This window comes from Leptolyngbya sp. CALU 1928 (genome assembly GCF_056784215.1).
The window spans coordinates 22,847-39,374 of the sequence record NZ_JBXBCE010000018.1; the positions used below are offsets into that span (position 1 = coordinate 22,847).

Genomic DNA, 16,528 nt, shown 5'->3' on the forward strand with positions numbered 1-16,528 from the left:
TCAAAACAGGCGCGATGATAGGGGAAAGCTATATTTTTTCTCCTATGGCTTCTCCTGGCGATCGCCAATTTACGCTTGAGCTAGTCATCCGTTCTGCCCACCCGTCTCTTCTGGAAGGGCTGGACAACTGGCTGCAACTGGGATTGATTTCCGATGTGCTGGTACGGCGAATTTGTGCAGAACAACTGGTCTGCCCAGTGCCACAGGCTTCAGCGATCGCAGCAGACCCGGAAACATCCCCAGAACTAAACCCGTTAATTTTGCCGATAAAAGTGAGCGACGATTTTCTTCCGGTTGGGGCTACGGCTCAGTCAGGGCAGCGCGATCGCGTGAGTGCTGTAGTCCCACCGGAAAGACTTGCGCCTGTGCGCCGTCCCACAGTTGCCGCTCGACTGTTGCAGTCTTTTATGGCAGAACTCAGTGTCTTGTGGCTGCTGTTTTTGGGTGTGTTTTTGGTGGTGGTGTCGTCGGGTGTGTTGGCAGCCACCCAATGGCGCAACTTTTCAGCCCTAGGGCAATACAGTATTTTATTGGGCTACACGCTGGTCTTTTGGGGAGTGGGCTGGTGGACGGGGAAACAGGCATCTTTGCAGTTGACCAGCCGCATGTTGAACCTTGCGACGCTGCTGATCATTCCGGTCAACTTTTGGATGATGGATGGGTTCAGGTTGGGGCAAAGTGCCGCTGGACTGGGGCTGGCAGCGATCGCGTCCTTGCTGTTGACTGGCATCTTGATTTTGCTGCTAAAACCCGATCATTCTCGGCTGATGCTGCTGACTGCGATCGCGCTCAGTTGGCTGCATTGGGGTTGGGGGTGGCAAGGGGTGCCTTTAGGGGCGGTGTATGGGGGAACGATTGGAGCGGCGGCAGCGTTAGTAGTGAATGATAGAGGAGTCAGGGGTCAAGGGTCAGGGAATCGAGAAATAGAGGGAGTTGAGGCGATCGCACTGCCATCTAATCAACAACCACTGATGTCTCCTGCGCTGAGCGCGATCGCGGTGGCGGCGTTTGCGCTGATTTTAATGGGTCGGGCGGCACTCATGGTTCAGGTGCCAATTAATCAACTGGGGTTGGCGCTGGGCATCTGTGGCTGGGTGCTGTGTTGGTTGGCGCGTCAAAACTCAGCCCGTGCGGGCTGGATCAGGGCGGGGGCGGGGTTGCTACTGCTGGGATGGCTAGTGGCGGTGAGGGTGATTCCCCCGATGCAGGCGATCGCCGTGAGTGGGTTGGCGCTGTGGCTATTGGGCGATCGCCTGCATCGGCTCGGCTCACCGATTGATTTGGTCATTGGCTTCTTAGTGGGGTTACAAGCCTGGTGGTTGGGATGGCAAGGGGTTCCCGCTGCAATTCAGATTGCCATCCTAGAATTTGCGACCCAGTTTGCCGGAGCAGAGGGGACACCGTTTGCTTTTATAGGGCTGGGCTTGTTTCCCTATGTGCTGCTCACGGTTGGTTTGGCGTTTCGCCTGAGACAGTGGCAGCGCCCTGAGCTAGCCCAATATGCCGAATTTTTAGCGCTGGGGTTGGGTAGTGCCCTGACTGCGATTAGCCTGGATAATGTCTGGGTGCGATCGCTCAATTTGCTGCTGTCAGCCATCACGCTAATTTTCATCACCACTAAACGAGTTCAGCCTTCACCCCCGCTGATTTATCTGACTCATAGCATCATTTTAGCCGCGATCGCCTCTGGCATTGATTGGGGCTTTCCCACTCTATCTACGACGATTTGGGCAGGCATCTTGTTGATTGGCATGATCATTGAATGGAGCATTAGCTTGGGTTGGATGGGCGATCGCGGCGATCGCAGCAATCCTTCGTCCGAAGGCACCGTTCAATCTGCCGAATCTCCGCCTCCGCCGTCATCCTGGCAGGTGAGCGCTTGGTATTTTGGACTCGGTTTAGCCGTTTCTAGCTATGCGCTATTGAGCCTCAATCTGTTGCAGGAGCGGGCGCTTAACTGGGGCGGTATGTGGCTGACTGTGCCCCTGATGCTGACGCTATTGGGCAGCCAACGACGATTTTTCTATGGGTATACCGCCAGTTGGTTCAGCAGTATTGCCCTGGTGCTGGTGCAACCGCTCCTGTTCCCCACGATCGCCGGACGATTAACGGGTTTAGGAATGGCATCGGGGCTGATGTTGCTCAATACTCGCCGAGTGCGCCATTTGGTCGCAGCCGTGTTAACCGTTGGTTTTGGACTAGGATTTTCTGCCGTTGCTGCTTGGGAAATTTTTACCAGTAATCGCACCATTGGCTTTGCAAGCATTGTTTGGGCGATCGCGGTGTTGCTGCTCTGGCTGCTGCGGAGTAGGCTGCTCAATCACTCACCCAATCGCCTCACAGATCTCTATCAACAAGCCGCCGATGGCTGGGCAACAGGACTCACGCTGTTCACGCTGGTTGTGCTGACCCTCAGCCAGATGATTGTTTATTTCCAGTTTGATCAACCTACTGTAAACGACTCGATCGCGTCCACCATTCTGATGATCGCGATCGGTTTTCGGCTATGGCAAGGAGTCAGTAACCTCGGTTTCTACGCGATCGCTTGGAGCGTGGAACTCTTGCTTATCAGCAGCATTGCCCTCACAGGACGATCGCTCGACACGCTAGGAATTGCCAATCTTGCCCTTGGCTTAGCCACTCAGCTAGGCGGCGATTGGTGGATGGCAAGGCAGAGGCGAGGGGTCAGGGGTCAGGGGTCAGAAGCGAAGGCACTAGAATTAACGCTGCCTCTCGTTTCTTTTCATCTGATTCCCATTTTTTACGCGCTGTTGGGAGTGGTGATTCAGCATCGGCTGTTTACAGCTACCACAGGCTGGTATACCTTTTCAGCGGCGCTTGTGGGTCTGGGGGTGGGTCGCCGTCAACCGGAATTGCGATCGCTGACGTTATTATCCTTGGGTGGAGTGTCCATTGCCGCTTATGAACTGCTGTTCTATCAACTGTTGCAGCCCACAGGAGGTAACCCAGGGGATGGCGTAACGCTATTGGCAGGGTTAGCCATAGGCTTGGCGATCGCCTATTATGCGCTGCAACGCTGGCTGATTCCCTACCTACGAGTTCCGAAATGGCTATGGCAGGCGATCGCCCATGCCCACTGGGGTTTAGGCTCAATTTTGCTAATTACCGTTCTATTCTTCAGCTTAAGCGCCACTGGCGAATGGCTATGGACAGCCGCGATCGCCACAGCCGCCACTTATGCGCTGGCGATAGGACGAACCAGAGAACAGGGGGTAGGGGGCAGAGAGAACGCCGAACTCGCCCCTCGCTCCTCACCCCTCGCCCCTGCTTTATGGATCTACGCCGGAATTGCCCAAGGGTTGCTGGCTAAAGCCTACTGGCTGCACCGCTGGCTGCCGGATGCGGTGTTGATTGAGTGGGCGGGGGCGATCGCGGCGATCATTTCAGTTTTTCTCTACTTTGCACCCTGGGAGCGGTGGGGCTGGGATTGGCAACCATGGCGACGGGCAGCGATCGCGCTCCCTAGCATCACGATTTTGCTGACGGGGTGGGGCAGCAATATTCAAAGCCTGCTGATTGTGGCGGCATTTTATGGTTGGCTATCCAGTGCAGAACGACTTGTGCGCTTGAGTTATATCAGCGTGCTGCTGGTCGATTGGGCAATCGTGCGAATGGTGCAGGAACGGGGAGCCTTGGAACCGCTGTGGGCTGCTGCGGTGGTTGGGGCTTCGTTGCTATACGTCGTGCAGGTTGATCCAGGGTTGCGATCGCCCAACAATCGGGAAACACGCCATTGGTTACGCTGCCTTGCCACGGGAATCATCAGCCTAACTGCGTTTTACCAAGCCCAAATCGGTATTGCTGGCATACTTCCCCTCGTCGTTGGCTTGGGCGCGATCGCGATCGATTTAGCATTCATTTTTGCGGGAGTGCTGCTCAGAATTCGAGCGTTGCTGTATGTGGGCACTGCCACTTTCATATTGCAAGTGTTGTGGCAAGTATGGCGATTTATCAGTGATTATTCCCTAGTGCTATGGGCGATCGGCATCGCCGTCGGGTTATTGTTAATCTGGATTGCCGCAACCTTTGAAGCCCGTCGTAGTCAGGTCAACAGCCTGCTGCAACGCTGGATTGTGGAACTCGAAGATTGGGAATAGCCGTTTCATATGATGGCTGAGTGGATGAGACCTACAACTCATCCACTGAAGTTTTCTCCTTTACATTTAGATACAATCAATTAAGAAAGCGGTAAAAAGTCCGATCTACCGATAGATTCAGAAACGTTTCGGCTAAGTTGACGTTACGAGAAAATGAGGGAACCCTAATAATCCAGGCGGACAGGAGTCAGACTCTTGTGAAAAGCGAAGATGACGGGTTAACGAATGGGTGCTTTATCAACAATAAATTTAGTGAGCGAGAGGGGCGATTAGTTCTAGCTACACACATCGCGTTAAGCAGGTCATGGGTTGATGCAAGTTCTAATAGAGCAAAGTAATGGTGGAACCGCTTCAAAATCTATTCTCTCCAGATATGTATATGCCTCATGGGCAGTGCTATCTTTGGCACACTCCGCTAGTGGGGCTGTATGTGATCAGCGATGCCCTAATCGCGATCGCCTACTTTTCCATTCCAGCCATGCTGATCTACTTCGTCAGCAAGCGCAACGACATCCCCTTTTCCAAAGTGTTTGTGATGTTTGGCGCATTTATTATCCTGTGTGGCGTGGGGCACTTGCTGGATATTATCACTCTTTGGTATCCCATCTATTGGATCTCTGGCTTAGAACGGGCATTCACCGCGCTCATTTCCGTCTACACTGCCCTTCAACTGATGGAACTGCTGCCTCAATTTCTCGCCTTAAAAACTCCGACTCAGCTAGAAGCGGTGAACCAAGAATTAGAGAAGCAAATTGTTGAACGGCAGCGCACCGAAACCGTACTGCGGCAAATTGTCACGGGTACGGCTGCTGTGACGGGCGGGGAGTTTTTTACTGCTCTGGTGCAAAACCTAGCGGAGGCTTTGGGCACAACCTATGTTTTGGTATCAGAAGCTCTGGAAGATCCCCCTAGGTTTCGCACTCTAGCCTTTTGGTCAGGTGAGCATTTGGCAGAAAACATCGAATATTGCTTGCCAAATACTCCCTGCGACTCAGTGGTTCAAGGAAAGCAAACTTGCCAGTTTTTAGATGATTTACAAGCTCTATTTCCTCAGGCTGAAGCGTTAGTGCAAATGGGGGCAGTCAGCTATCTGGGGGTGCCGCTGCTAGATAAGGATCAAACGGCTCTTGGCACTCTGTGCGTTTTGCATACAGAGCCATTGCTGCCGGATGAAACCCGCATTACCCTAATGCAAGTGTTTGCAGCACGGGCAGCAGCAGAATTGGGAAGAAAGCGGGCGGAAGAAGCAAAAAGTCAAGCATATGAAGAGTTAGAAGGTCGAGTGCAACAGCGCACGACAGAATTAGTGCAGATAAACGGGGATCTGGCAGCAGAAATAGAAGAGCGGGCAATTGCAGAAGCAACCCTGCGCCATATGGCAGATCGGGAGCGCGCCACCACAAAAGTAATTCTGAGAATGCGCCAAAGTTTAGATTTAGACGTTATTTTTAGTGCGACTACGGCAGAACTGCGCCAAGCCCTTCAGTGCGATCGCACCCTAATTTATCGCTTCAACCCCGATTGGAGTGGCATTGTGGCGGCAGAATCTGTCGCAGAAGGCTGGAATAGAATTGTGCCAATGGATGTGAATAATCCAACCTTAGCCAAGATTTCCACAGACAAAGCCGATTGTGTGATCAAACGGATGGATGATGGCTCTGAAATTCTGATTCGTGATACCTACTTACAAACTCAGGAAGGCGGACTTTATCGCGATAAGTCTAACTACTGCTGCATTGAAGATGTGTATACTGCTGGATTTAATGACTGTTATTTAGACCTATTGGCATCTTTACAAGCTCGCTCCTATATCACCGTCCCAATTTTTTGCGGCAACCAGCTTTGGGGATTGCTCGCAAGCTACCAAAATGGACACCCCCGCAAATGGCGAGAGTCTGAAATTCAAATCGCCGCCCAAGTAGGTACTCAGCTAGGGGTTGCAGTTCAACAATCTGAGTTGTTTAGCCAAACTCAGCAGCAAGCAACTGAACTTCAATCTGCAAAAAATCAAGCGGATGCAGCCAATCGCGCCAAAAGTGAGTTTTTGGCAAACATGAGCCATGAACTCCGTACCCCACTCAACGCTATTTTGGGGTTCACTCAGCTAATGGCGCGCGATCGCTCTTTGCTTTCTACCCATCAAGAATATGTCAGCATTATCAACCGCAGCGGTGGACATCTGCTCAAGTTGATCAACGATGTGCTTGAAATGTCTAAGATTGAAGCAGGACGCATCCTTCTGAATAACAACAGTTTTGACTTACATGCTCTGTTAGAAAGTTTGGAAGAGATGTTCCGGCTAAGAGCAAAAGCAAAAGGATTGCAACTAGTATTTGAACGCTCAGAAGTATTGCCCCAACAGGTGATTGCTGATGAAAATAAACTGCGCCAAGTTTTGCTCAATTTATTAAGTAATGCGGTTAAATTTACCAACCGCGGCAGTATTCATGTGAGAACCAGTTTTATCGATCCAGAAAACTGTGCCGCGATCTCAGACACTCCGGTTCACGGTCTGTCGCTCCATTTTGAAGTGGAAGATACTGGAGCGGGTATTGCTGCGGATGAAATCCACAAGCTTTTTAAGCCATTTGAACAGACTAATACCGGAACGCTTTCTACCGAGGGCACCGGATTAGGCTTGTCGATTAGCCAAAAATTTGTGCAGCTTATGGGAGGAGACATTACGGTTGTTAGCCAGCCCGGACAAGGCAGCACCTTTAGTTTTAACATCCAAATAAGCTCTGTTGAACTAGACTCGATGCCACTACGCACATCCACTCACCGGATGATCAAAGGGTTAGGGACGAACCAAACTATCTACCGCATCCTCATTGCTGAAGATAATGTTACCAATCGGTTGTTGCTATCAAAAATGTTAAATATAGAGGGGTTTGAGTTACGGGAAGCGGTGAATGGAGAAGAGGCGATCGCGATTTGGCGAGAGTGGCAACCCAATTTAATTTTGATGGATCTGCGAATGCCCATCTTGGATGGCTTAGAAGCAACCCGCCTGATTAAAGCCGATCCTCAGGGGAAAAACACGGTGGTGATTGCCCTGACTGCCAGCGCCTTTGCCGACCAACGCCAAACCTTTTTTGCTGTTGGCTGCAATGACTTCATTCGTAAACCTTTTGAACAGCAAGAACTCTTTGAAAAAATCGGTCACCATTTAGGGGTGCAGTACTTGTATGAGGCGATCGCAGACGACCCACGCGCACAGCAAAGCGGAGAGAATACCCAGCTATCTAAAACCAGTCTCCAAGCGGGACTTGCTCAGATGCCAGAAGCTTGGAGAATGAAACTGAAACGCTCAGCTTTGGAAGGCAATGATACAGGAATTCCTAAGCTGTTAGAGGATCTTCCTACGGATCAGCTTGGACTGAAAGCGGCGATCGCAGAATTATCTGAAAACTTTGATTTTGATCAAATATTGTCGCTGCTTCAAGCTCCTGAAGCGGTGTTGAACGAGCAGTCAGACCTTTCTTAGTTATATTTGCAACCTAATTTGTGAACTATCAATACAGCCCTCAGGGCATTAAAAGTAAGCTATGGACTCTAACAAAAACTTAGTCGAATCTCATAATTTTGATATTTTGATTGTTGACGATACTCCAGAAAACATCCGATTTCTATCTACCTTACTCATAGAACAAGGCTATCAGGTTCGGAAAGCTTTAACTGGCAAAATGGCGTTGACGGCTGCTCAAGCTGCAACTCCCGATTTGATTCTATTAGACATTAATATGCCTCATATGAATGGCTATGAAACTTGCGAACTACTTAAACAAAATCAAACAACTGCGCCCGTTCCTATTATTTTTCTTAGTGCATTAAATGACGTAGTAGATAAGGTGAAAGCATTTCAGGTTGGAGGTGTTGACTTTATTTCAAAACCCTTTCAGTTTGAAGAAGTATTGTTGCGGATTCAAACCCATTTACACATTCGAGTATTGCAATCTCAACTGCATCTTAAAAATACTCAACTTGAAAAGGCGTTAGTCAGCTTAAAGCAAATGCAAGCTCAACTTCTTCGTAAGGAAAAACTGTCAGGGTTAGGACAACTTGTTGCTGGCGTTTGTCACGAAATTAATAACCCTGTGAGCTTCATTGCAGGCAATCTTAAACCGGCTCAAGACTCTATTCAAACATTGCTTAAATTAATTGATGCTTATCAAACAGAATACCCAGAACCTAGTCCAGCTATTCAAACATTGCTGGAAGAAGCTGAGCTAGATTTCTTGGTAACTGATTTGCAAAATATGATGAGATCAATGCGAACAGGAGTCGATCGCATTGGTTCAATTGTGTTGGCACTACGCATCTTTTCTCGATTGGGAGAATCACATATTAAACCGACCGATATTCACGAGTGCATTGACAGTACCTTACTATTACTGCATCATCGCTTTGCTGAAAAATCTACAATGCCAGAGATAAAAATCATTAAAGATTATGGTGATTTGCCCTCAGTAACTTGCCATTCGAGCGAGTTGAATCAAGTATTTTTGAACATTTTAACCAATGCGATCGATGCCTTACAGCAAAAATTTAGTCATTCCAATTCAGTTTCAGAAAATCCAATCATTCAAATAACAACCCAAACAAATACTCTAAAACAAACCGTAATCCGCATCAAAGATAATGGGATCGGAATTTCCAATGAAGCAGAGAACCATCTATTTGAACCATTTTTTACGACAAAACCAGTTGGGCAGGGAATTGGTTTAGGACTTGCCACTAGTTACCAAATTATCGTTGAAAGACATAAAGGAAATTTGAGCTACTGTGCGAATGACGGCTTAACAGAATTTATGATTGAAATTCCTACAATCCTCACAGATAGCGACTCAAACGAAGAGTAGACCCACAGGAAAAAACCCGGCAGCCCCCCGCCGGGTTCGTTGCACTTGAGCAACTGTCTATGTATCTAATGTATGGGTTGTAAACGGTTTAAGTCCTCCCCACTGAGTATGAATTACCTGGGTGATAGTGATTAATCCAGTTGGGCTAATCAGGGAAATGAAATGAGCCAGCAACGAAGATTTTGGCAATTTTTGGGATTGAGTAGCGCAGCGGCGTTGCTCGTTGCGCTAGTGATTGTTAGCCACAGCTTAGTGAAAAACGCGATCGCCCTGCGAACTGCTGACTCGGTTTGCTTGCCGCCCCAAACGCCTTTGCCTGTCTGTTACGGCTTACCTAAACCTCTTACCAGTCAAGCGGTTACTGCCCTAGCTGCCACTACAGACGGACAATTGTTTGCGAATAGCAATAGCAACACGATTCAAATTTGGTCACTGCCCACGGTCATGTTAAAAAATACTCTGACCGGACATACGGATTGGATCACCGACCTTGCCTTTAGTCCTGATAACACTCTGCTTGCTAGCAGCAGTCTTGATCAAACTATTAAGCTCTGGACTGTAGCTAACGGAAGGTTGTTAGCTAGCTTTAATTCAGGCAGAGTCACCCGTTTAGCCTTTAGTCCGGATGGTAGTCGTTTAGCTAGTGGTAGTCGTTTGAGCCACTGGGCGGATGGGGCAACCAGTCCCGATGGGATTCAAGTGTGGGAGGTGGCAACCGGGCAACTGCTGTATACGCTGGATGCAGGCTTGGTGAATGATCTTGCTTTTAGCTTGGATGGGCGATCGCTGGCAGCAGGCGCACAGGACACCACACTCTGGGATTTGGCGACCGGAACCAAACGGTATACTTTTGATTCGGGTGAACTCAATGCTCTCAGCTTTGTTGATCGACAAATTTTGATTACGGGCAGTGATGGAGTGAAAGGGCAAGGCGGCATTAAACTGTGGAATGTGGAATCAGGGCGATTTATTCGGGCGATCGATTCGGTGGGAACGGATGTGGCGGTTAGCGGCGATCGTGCTCTGTTTGCCACAACCTACGGCGGTACGATTAATCTGTGGCGGGTTCGCCCTCCCGGATTTTTAGGCACCTTACGCGGGTCAGAATACAGCGGCATGTTTGTAAAATTTGGAGCTGATCAACGCACCATTATCGGCGGTAGCAGCGATGGCATCCGTCTGTGGCAGCCGACGCAAGGCGAATAGCAAATGACAAATAGCACACTCAAAACCCAAAATATCTCCTAGGTCAACGCTACGCGTTGGCAAAGCTAGTCCGCAGGACTTACAAAACTCAAAACCACTTGGCTTGTTTAATCCGTATACCTTTTAGGCATAGATCCTCATGACTCATGAACCCAGGACGGAAGAACCCAACAGTATGAAAAAACGATATTTTATAGGAGCAGGCGCTGCTTTCCTAGGCACAGCTTGGTTTTCACGCTCTTTGATTGGATCACAATCCACGGCATCGGCAAAGCCTAAAGCGCTAAACAGTACGTTTGAGATTACGAAAACTGAGGCGGAATGGCGCAAGATTTTGACCTCGGAACAATTCTATGTTTTGCGGCAACAGGGCACCGAACGGGCTGGTACGAGTCCCCTGGAGCAAGAGCATCGTCCAGGAGTCTTTGCCTGTGCTGGCTGTCAGCTACCACTATTCAAATCAGAAACAAAGTTTGATAGCGGGACGGGCTGGCCCAGCTTTTATGCCCCGATCGCCAATGCCATCGGAACCACCACCGATACCGCTTTTTTGATGACGCGAGTTGAGGTTCATTGTCGGCGCTGCGGTGGGCATTTGGGGCATGTGTTTGATGATGGTCCTGCCCCAACGGGCGATCGCTATTGTATGAATGGAGTCGCTTTGGTTTTTAGCCCAGCCTCAGTCTAAAGAATCATTTATTGCCGATGTAACTAACCAGATCGCTATATTGAAAAGGTTGATGGGTTTGAATGGGAGAGGCATGTGGATCACGTCATCAGCGTGGATACGTTTATCGAACTGCTACTGGGAATCAGCCTTAGTGCAGCGGTAGGGTTTCGAGTATTTGTGCCGTTTTTGATATTGAGCCTTGCTGCGGTGGTGGGGCATATTAATTTGCCAACCCAATTTGATTGGATGGAAACCTCGCCTGCCTTAATTGTGCTAGCCCTTGCCTGTGTGCTAGAAATTGGCGGCTATTACATTCCCTGGTTTGACCACGCGCTGGATTTTATTGCGACTCCCCTTGCAATCCTGTTGGGGACAGTTATCGTAGGTCATACGTCCTCCGATTTGAATCCGGTTTTGCAGTGGACTTTAGCAATCATTGCGGGTGGGGGCACAGCAGCACTGACCAAGGGATTGATGAATCTGCTGCGCGGCACATCGACTGCCATGTCGGGTGGCATCACCAACCCTATTTTGGCGACGATTGAACTGGTTGTGGCGATCGCCCTCACTTTACTTGCCCTGACTTTACCGCTAGTAGCAGGTGTTTTAGTCATTGGAATTCTTGGGTTCGCCTTATATGAGGTCTGTAAGTTTCTCCTCAACTTGCGATCACGGCTACTAGACTCAACGACTCCAGTTTCTTAATCTGTTTTGCTAGCTACGAATTTTGAAGGCATTACAGGCTCAAACTCAGGATCGGGCGATCGCGTTTTTTGCGCCGCTCTTTCAGTAAATCGTGGTTGAAAAAGTTGTGCGGAATGACATGAAATCAAGGAATACTGACGGACTCACCGCCCCTTGAGGAAGGTGAGTCCGTCAGTATTTAATAAACGGTTAAGCTGCGTCCTCGCCAAACACTTGATTAAAGGCTTTTTCTACTTTATAGCCAGAATCGATCGATTCTAAAGGGTCTTTTCGCAGGCGATGACGCAGGCAAAGAGTCACCACACGGCGAATATCATCAATGGTAACTTCAGTGCGTCCTTCCAAAGCCGCGATCGCTTTCGCAGCCCGATTGGTGACAATATCACCCCGCAACCCGTCCACATCCAAATCTGAACAAACCTGAGAGATTTTGACTCGTAAATCGTGGTCAATCGCAATTTTTTTCAGTCGAGTTTGAGCATCCACCAACTTTTGGCGTAACGCATCTTGTTCGGACTGGCTTTGATCTAAGAATTCCTGGGGGTTTTGGTCAAAGTCGGTGCGCTGTTCCACAATCTGCACGCGCAGGGCAGGTTCTTTAACCGTGCGAATTTCGGCGTGCATCCCAAAGCGATCGAGCAGTTGGGGACGCAGTTCGCCTTCTTCAGGGTTGCCCGATCCAACAAGGACAAACCGCGCTGGATGCCGAATAGAAATCCCTTCTCGCTCTACCGTGTTCCAGCCAGAGGCGGCAGAATCCAGCAGCACGTCTACCAAATGATCATCCAGTAGGTTCACTTCATCTACATAGAGGATGCCACGATTGGCTTTTGCTAGAAGTCCTGGCTCAAAAGCTTTGACTCCCTCAGACAATGCTTTTTCAATATCAATCGTGCCGCAAACCCGATCTTCTGTTGCACCAAGGGGCAAATCTACCATCTGCACATTTTTTAGAGCGATCGCAATCTCCATGCCTTGGTCAATTTTTTGGCGCACTTCGTCGCCCATCATTTCGGGATCGCTAGGATGACTATTGAATGGATCATCGGCAACCACTTCAATTTCTGGCAGGAGATCGGCAAGGGCGCGAATGGTCGTCGATTTGCCTGTGCCGCGATCGCCCATAATCATCACCCCGCCAATCTTGGGATCAATGACATTCAGCAACAATGCCAGTTTCATTTCCTCCTGACCGACGATCGCAGTAAAAGGGAACACTGGACGGCGACGAGTCGCAGAAGTTTGGAGAGTCTGACCATTTTCGGTTAAGACGGGATTAGCGGAAATTGGATTTGCGATGGGACTCACGGGCTTACCTGAAAAACAAAAGCTTTTTTAAAGACTCCTTTCCATTGTGCCATATGGCATAGACCCACGCCTCAATCCAACGTCCTCATTTCAACCAAGCCATTCCTTACTCCAAACTATTTGGCTATTTAAGCAATATATTCCTTGACTTACGAATTTACCAAAAAAGTTGTTAATAATTCCGTAATTCCTCGAATTCATCTGTAGATATAGCCAGTAGCTTAACTGTCACCAAATGTAATACTGAGCATTCGCTAGAAGTGGTTTGATGAATTTATAGAAATTCTGGTGTTGCTGAATCTGGGGATGATTTGAAAATGTTGCCCCTTACTGTAGGGGCGCTTCGCAAAACGTCCCTACGAAATTCATCTCTTAAATCAGCAACGCCGAAATTCTTTCGCTCCCCACCACTTTCAGATCGCTGCTTTCCCGTCTGACGAAATCTTTTGAGATACTTTGTATCCTCCAAAAGATGAGCCACAAGGACGAAGCTTACCGATTTAGTGATCTGTATAGTTGAGTCACAGCGCAATTATGGGGCGATCGCATAATCCCTTCAAAATTGCCTGATGGCTCTATAAAATCCGCTGCACTGAACCAAATGTTTTCCCTGGGTGAATGGAGGAAGTTATGCAAAAGTCCCTAAAAGTGTCTGTTTCTAAATGGTTTGCCTTAGTGGGTCGCGTTGGGATGACGCTTCTAGGCACCTCCGTCGCTCTAAGTGCTGCATTTGAAGCTCAGGCTGCTTACAGTAAGCCAGCCGCTCAACCTGCTGCTGTGTCAACCGTTACACTACCTGACGGCGTTTATTTATATGGTCAAGCAACTCAGCCCGATGAACTGGGCAAAGGATATTTTGTTTTTGAGAATAAAGCTGGAAAGGTAGTCGGTGCCCTCTACATGCCTAGTTCCTCTTTCGATTGTGCAGCAGGTGAGTTTAAGGCGGATCAACTTGCACTGATGGTGACGGACAGCTACGATCGCAGTGCTAACCCATTTGAGATTGCGATCGATCGCACTTCAACAGTTGCCAGCAGTGACAATCCATCTTTAAAGTTAGGGCTAGAAGGTTTTCATAAGCTAGATGCAGTGAGCAAAAACGATTTGCGTCTGTTGAATGTCTGCAAGCTAGATCAGCAACAGGCAAAAAAGCTCTGACAATGACATCGATATGAACCCGTAGCTGCTGAGATATGTCGAATCAGCAGCATCACTGAAATAGTGTGCTGGAGTAAATGTCTCAACAGCAACCAATGTTGACATCGCCAAATTCATTGACTAAAACGGCAACTTTTAGATTTTGGTGATCGCTCAAAATATGGTTGAGCCACGTAGTTTTACCGCTCCCTAGAAAACCTGTAATGATGGTGACAGGCATTACTCGTTTGGAAATTTTTAGTATGGTCGTGGGTAAAAGAGTAGCGGTCATCGCAATTCCTCAAGTTACCTATCAAGCTAAGGTAAGTTGCTACATAAAAATGACAATTATTATCATGACACATGAATATTTTACGCTTTGTGAGCGGCTCATGTGATGGGAAAGGGCGAGATGACGTATTCTCATTACCGTTTCTTCCACACTTCACACTATTGAGTCCTGTGCTAAAAGATAAGGCTCAATCGGTCTAAAACTAGAGCTTTAATTTGCCTTGATTTTTGAAGTGGATTAATTGCGATCGCGGCACAATTTCAAGATGATTCAGTTTTTGGAATGGTTTGAACGCGGAAATAAGCAAGGGTATTTTTTGAACCAAAATGAACCCATTGATCCGCTGACGTATCAGTTAAATTAATAACTAAATTGACATTTGATTTTTTTAATTTTCTCTGCATAATTCTGCACAATAAGGATAAAATAGCCTCCAGAATAAGCCGACTTTTGAATTTATGTCCTTGTCCCAATACTGGTGTGGTTAGTGAAATTTGGAGTCATTGTATTTCCAGGGTCAAATTGCGATCGCGATGTTGCCTATGTGACTCGCGACTTGTTGCAGCAGCCCACTCGGATGATCTGGCATGAAGATAGCGATTTATCTGATGTGGATGTGGTTATCATTCCGGGGGGGTTTAGCTATGGCGATTATTTGCGCTGTGGGGCGATCGCCCGGTTTTCTCCAGCGATGCGATCGGTGGTAGACCATGCCGATCAGGGTAAGTATGTCTTGGGAATTTGCAATGGCTTTCAAGTTTTGACGGAGGCGAAATTGCTACCGGGCGCACTGGTGAAAAATCGGGATCTTCACTTCATTTGCGATCGCGTGCCCCTCAGGGTTGAGCGTACCGATCTACCTTGGACAAGTCACTATCAATCCGGCGAAGTGATTACGCTGCCCATTGCCCACGGTGAAGGTAGCTATTATGCCGATGCCGACACGCTCAAAGATTTAGAGGATCATCGCCAAATTTTGTTTCGATACTGCTCCGCCGATGGCAGAGTGGATGCTGCAAATAATCCCAATGGCTCATTACAAAACATCGCTGGAATTTGTAATCTTCAAGGGAATGTCCTCGGCATGATGCCCCATCCTGAACGAGCCGCCGATCCAGTTTTAGGCGCAACCGATGGAATTCAGCTATTTAAAGGCTTGCTGACAGCGCTTGAGGCAGACAGTCCATCCATTAGGATAGGCTAAGTTTCCTCTCTATTTTTATATTTCGTTACAATTTTGTTCTTAAACATTTGTAAACTGTATACCAGGCACTTCTGGATGCCCCACTGTTTGAAGGATTTTCTATGAAGCAACTGGTTGTCACTGAGCGCGTCTGCCTCATCGGTCACGTTCTATCCTTAGTATTTGGCTTAGCTGGGTTACTGCTGGTTTTGCCAAACCCTCAATTCATCGCCCAGCTACCTTCTGTGGGTCAGCAGCTATTTGGGCTATCCATGGCAAACGGCGGAGTGGTTTACATTGTGCTGGGCGCTGTCGCTGTCGCGCTGTATGCTTACCGAATTTTTGGCTGGCAAAACTTACTGGGATTTATGCTTCCGGCTGTCTTTTTATCGTTGGGCAGTGAGCTATTGGGAACTAGCACTGGCTTCCCTTTTGGACACTATAGCTATCTCAGCGGTTTAGGCTACAAAATTGCAGGCTTGGTGCCGTTCACCATTCCGCTCTCATGGTTTTATCTGGGCTTTTCAACCTATGTGTTGGCACGCAGCGGGTTAGAAGCGAAGGGAATGAATGGATGGAGTGCAAAAATCGGCGGAATCGCAATCGGTGCCCTTCTCTTAACCGCCTGGGATTTTGTTCTCGATCCGGCAATGAGTCAAGCGGCTTACCCGTTTTGGGAATTTCAAGACGTGGGCGAGTTTTTTGGAATGCCCTATCGTAATATTACAGGCTGGCTAGGCACTGGGCTGGTGTTTATGACCGTGGCAACCGTGTTTTGGCGCTCGCCAGCCTTGCCGCTCAAACGCCGTCAGTTATTCACCCCATTGGTGATATATCTGGTCAACTTTGCCTTTGGTGCCTTGATTACGATCGCTCAATTAGACGTGCGGTTTTGGATTCCAACGGCGATCAGTGTGGTTGTGGGTGTGGTGCCCGCGATCGCGCTATGGTGGAGCGCTGGAGTTGATGAAGCGACCGTTCGAGAACCCGAAATTGCTCCATTCCAACCCCTCTAACCCATAGTTCATTCAACACAAGGTCAATTCG

Annotated in this window: 10 protein-coding genes and 1 pseudogene; 9 read left to right on the forward strand and 2 right to left on the reverse strand. The window is 48.4% G+C overall.

Annotated elements, in window-relative coordinates:
- Nucleotides 1-44: 44 nt before the first annotated feature.
- The 6 genes from AC1S5B_RS22880 to AC1S5B_RS22905 all read left to right on the forward strand — a co-directional run bounded on the left by AC1S5B_RS22880 (nt 45) and on the right by AC1S5B_RS22905 (nt 11,561).
- Entirely contained in the window at nt 45-4,118 is a 4,074-nt protein-coding gene (locus AC1S5B_RS22880) for a hypothetical protein (RefSeq protein WP_482037977.1), read from the forward strand.
- 337 nt (nt 4,119-4,455) lie between these two features.
- Nucleotides 4,456-7,605, forward strand: a complete 3,150-nt coding sequence (locus AC1S5B_RS22885; RefSeq protein ID WP_482037978.1) for a GAF domain-containing protein — start codon at nt 4,456-4,458, stop codon at nt 7,603-7,605.
- A gap of 61 nt (nt 7,606-7,666) precedes the next feature.
- A complete protein-coding gene (locus tag AC1S5B_RS22890; protein ID WP_482037979.1) occupies nt 7,667-8,980 on the forward strand; it encodes a hybrid sensor histidine kinase/response regulator in 1,314 nt (437 codons plus the stop codon).
- 162 nt (nt 8,981-9,142) lie between these two features.
- Nucleotides 9,143-10,186, forward strand: a complete 1,044-nt coding sequence (locus AC1S5B_RS22895) for a WD40 repeat domain-containing protein (RefSeq protein WP_482037980.1) — start codon at nt 9,143-9,145, stop codon at nt 10,184-10,186.
- 139 nt (nt 10,187-10,325) lie between these two features.
- A complete protein-coding gene (msrB, locus tag AC1S5B_RS22900) occupies nt 10,326-10,874 on the forward strand; it encodes a peptide-methionine (R)-S-oxide reductase MsrB (protein ID WP_482037981.1) in 549 nt (182 codons plus the stop codon).
- 75 nt (nt 10,875-10,949) lie between these two features.
- Nucleotides 10,950-11,561, forward strand: coding sequence for a DUF4126 domain-containing protein (locus AC1S5B_RS22905; protein ID WP_482037982.1), 612 nt, complete (start codon nt 10,950-10,952; stop codon nt 11,559-11,561).
- Nucleotides 11,562-11,750: 189 nt separating this feature from the next.
- On the opposite strand, the gene bchI is transcribed toward AC1S5B_RS22905, so the two are convergent.
- Nucleotides 11,751-12,869 (reverse strand): magnesium chelatase ATPase subunit I, encoded by a 1,119-nt coding sequence (bchI, locus tag AC1S5B_RS22910; protein WP_482037983.1) that lies wholly within the window; start codon nt 12,867-12,869, stop codon nt 11,751-11,753.
- A gap of 630 nt (nt 12,870-13,499) precedes the next feature.
- On the opposite strand from bchI, the gene AC1S5B_RS22915 reads away from it, so the two are divergent.
- On the forward strand, nt 13,500-14,027 hold the full coding sequence (locus AC1S5B_RS22915) for a hypothetical protein (RefSeq protein WP_482037984.1): 528 nt from the start codon (nt 13,500-13,502) through the stop codon (nt 14,025-14,027).
- 94 nt (nt 14,028-14,121) lie between these two features.
- On the opposite strand, the pseudogene AC1S5B_RS22920 reads toward AC1S5B_RS22915, so the two are convergent.
- Nucleotides 14,122-14,298 (reverse strand): annotated as a pseudogene (locus AC1S5B_RS22920) (GTP-binding protein); the annotation flags it as partial.
- Nucleotides 14,299-14,785: 487 nt separating this feature from the next.
- Between AC1S5B_RS22920 and purQ the strand changes: the two are divergent.
- Both purQ and cruF read left to right on the forward strand, forming a co-directional pair.
- Complete coding sequence (purQ, locus tag AC1S5B_RS22925; protein ID WP_482037985.1) at nt 14,786-15,502, forward strand: phosphoribosylformylglycinamidine synthase subunit PurQ; 717 nt, start codon at nt 14,786-14,788, stop codon at nt 15,500-15,502.
- 101 nt (nt 15,503-15,603) lie between these two features.
- Nucleotides 15,604-16,497 carry a gamma-carotene 1'-hydroxylase CruF gene (gene cruF, locus AC1S5B_RS22930; protein ID WP_482037986.1) on the forward strand — a complete coding sequence of 298 codons (894 nt, stop codon included), beginning with the start codon at nt 15,604-15,606 and terminating at the stop codon, nt 16,495-16,497.
- Nucleotides 16,498-16,528: the final 31 nt, after the last annotated feature.

What these genes read in the sequence shown, in the direction of transcription:
- AC1S5B_RS22880 (WP_482037977.1), top strand. Translation starts at nt 45, where the DNA reads ATGGCTTCTCCTGGCGATCGCCAATTTACGCTTGAGCTAGTCATCCGT.
- AC1S5B_RS22885 (WP_482037978.1), top strand. Translation starts at nt 4,456, where the DNA reads ATGGTGGAACCGCTTCAAAATCTATTCTCTCCAGATATGTATATGCCT.
- AC1S5B_RS22890 (WP_482037979.1), top strand. Translation starts at nt 7,667, where the DNA reads ATGGACTCTAACAAAAACTTAGTCGAATCTCATAATTTTGATATTTTG.
- AC1S5B_RS22895 (WP_482037980.1), top strand. Translation starts at nt 9,143, where the DNA reads ATGAGCCAGCAACGAAGATTTTGGCAATTTTTGGGATTGAGTAGCGCA.
- msrB (WP_482037981.1), top strand. Translation starts at nt 10,326, where the DNA reads ATGACTCATGAACCCAGGACGGAAGAACCCAACAGTATGAAAAAACGA.
- AC1S5B_RS22915 (WP_482037984.1), top strand. Translation starts at nt 13,500, where the DNA reads ATGCAAAAGTCCCTAAAAGTGTCTGTTTCTAAATGGTTTGCCTTAGTG.
- cruF (WP_482037986.1), top strand. Translation starts at nt 15,604, where the DNA reads ATGAAGCAACTGGTTGTCACTGAGCGCGTCTGCCTCATCGGTCACGTT.